The organism is Campylobacter sp. CNRCH_2013_0855 (genome assembly GCF_025773025.1).
Taxonomy (GTDB): domain Bacteria; phylum Campylobacterota; class Campylobacteria; order Campylobacterales; family Campylobacteraceae; genus Campylobacter_D; species Campylobacter_D jejuni_C.
This window is the reverse complement of sequence record NZ_JAKMTE010000036.1, coordinates 1-1,769: the sequence shown is the minus strand read 5'-3', so window position 1 is coordinate 1,769 and position 1,769 is coordinate 1. Positions and strand designations below refer to the sequence as shown.

The 1,769-nt window shown below is 28.0% G+C and carries 3 protein-coding genes; 1 reads left to right on the top strand and 2 read right to left on the bottom strand.

All coding sequences use genetic code 11. The features are described from left to right. Window positions 1-60 precede the first annotated feature (60 nt). The gene (locus L8X40_RS08255) at window positions 61-1,239 is read left to right on the top strand and encodes a tyrosine-type recombinase/integrase (protein WP_263667672.1); all 1,179 of its coding nucleotides are present in this window, start codon (window positions 61-63) and stop codon (window positions 1,237-1,239) included. On the opposite strand, the gene L8X40_RS08250 is transcribed toward L8X40_RS08255, so the two are convergent. Together L8X40_RS08250 and L8X40_RS08245 are read right to left on the bottom strand one after the other, a co-directional pair. Then, window positions 1,232-1,417, bottom strand: a complete 186-nt coding sequence (locus L8X40_RS08250) for a helix-turn-helix transcriptional regulator (RefSeq protein ID WP_012661534.1) — start codon at window positions 1,415-1,417, stop codon at window positions 1,232-1,234. The two genes, L8X40_RS08255 and L8X40_RS08250, sit on opposite strands and share 8 nt — an antisense overlap. A gap of 1 nt (window position 1,418) precedes the next feature. Continuing rightward, window positions 1,419-1,769, bottom strand: a 351-nt coding sequence (locus L8X40_RS08245; protein ID WP_263667671.1) for a hypothetical protein, incomplete at its 5' end; no start/stop codon positions are given.

The following is a 1,769-nucleotide window of genomic DNA, read 5'->3' as shown; positions in this document are numbered from 1 at the left end:
TACTTTTAAAAAAGTGGGCTACTAAATGGGTTACTTTTTACAATAATACAAAGAATAAAAATGGCAAAAATTAATAAACTTACAGATAGTTTCTTAAAAAGCGTAAAATGCGATAATGGTAAAAAATTTATAAAATTTAGTGATCCTAGTATAAAAGGATTATATGTTTTTGTTTATCCTAGTGGCAAAAAGTTATTTAAAACAAGACAAGCTAATGATACTTATATAACACTTGGGGAATATCCCTTACTTTCTCTAGCAGAGCTTAGAGAAATAGCTATAAATTCACACAAACTAAAAGCCAAGGGTCAAAACATAAGCAATGCAAAAAGATTGAAATTTGGCGTATTATATGATGAAGTATTAGAAAATGCAAGAAAGAGTAATTTAGCAGCGAAAACAATCCAAAGAGGACTAAGCTACAAAGAAGGTATTTTTAAATCTTTAGAATATAAAAATATTAATGATATAAAAAGAGTAGATATTGTTAATATTTTAAAGACCATAGAGCATAAAAGCGCTACGCTTCAAAAAGCAAAGATATGGATAAATAAAGTATTTGAATATGCTTTACAACTTGAGATCATAGAAAACAATCCCGTAGCTTCTATCAAAAACAATATTGTATTTAAAAAACCAAATCAGGTTATACACCAACCTACCCTATTAGATGAATCTGATATTAAAGAATATATAAATACTCTAATACATTCAGATATCAAACAAAGTCATAAAAATTTAATGCTTTTTGTGCTTTTAACAGCCCAAAGACCTGGCAATGTTATAAAAGCTACTTGGGATGAGATAGACTTTAAAAATGAAATTTGGACTATATCAGCTCAAAAAATGAAAATGCGTAAAGAGCATAATATAGCATTAAGTAAACAAGCCATAAGTATATTAAAAAATCAATATGCGATTAAAGTCAATGATTATGTTTTTGCTGGTTCTTCTAAAAAAGGATGTAATAGTGAAAATATCACATGCAATACCAATAAACGCTTAGGATATAAAGGAATTCAAAGCGCGCATGGATTTCGTGCTATGTTTAGAAGCATTGCAAACGAAAAGCAATTGGAACATGGAGTAAGTATGGATATAGCAGAGCAATGCTTAGCTCATGAGCAAAAAAATGCAATATTGAAAGCTTACAATAGAAGTAAAAATATAGAATTAAAAAGAAGATTAATGCAGTGGTGGGGAGATTATATAGAAAAACTTGCAGGAAAGCTTAGCTAACCTTGCAATATTTTATCCAATCATCGATTTCTTTCTTTTCATACATTAAAACTTTTCCCACTCTAACACCCTTTGGAAAGTTATAAATAGCTTGATTTTTTCTCATTCTCATTTTTCTTATCCTATCAACGCTAAAACCCAAATACTGTGCAACTTCTTTTGTACTTAATAATTTCATATTAATCCTTTTTAATGTTTGTTTCTAAATTGAGTGATTTTATAATGGTTTTTTGCTCTTCATAACTTAAAGTATGCGCTAATAATACTTTGACATTCTCAAAATCAAAACTATTATAAGAAACTCTTGTATCTATAAGCTTTATACATATTCTTTTAAGCTCTACATCAAGCCAAGCCTCTATCTTCCAATAATGTCTAATTTCTTCTTCTAAAGAGTTACATCCATTAGAAAACGAAAGATCATTTCTTATAGAAAGAAATTCTTTAAGCATTTTTGATAATTGTTGTTTTATTTCTTCTAAGTGTTTTTCTATCAAATTTCTTTGATCTAAAAAATCTTTCATCATTTG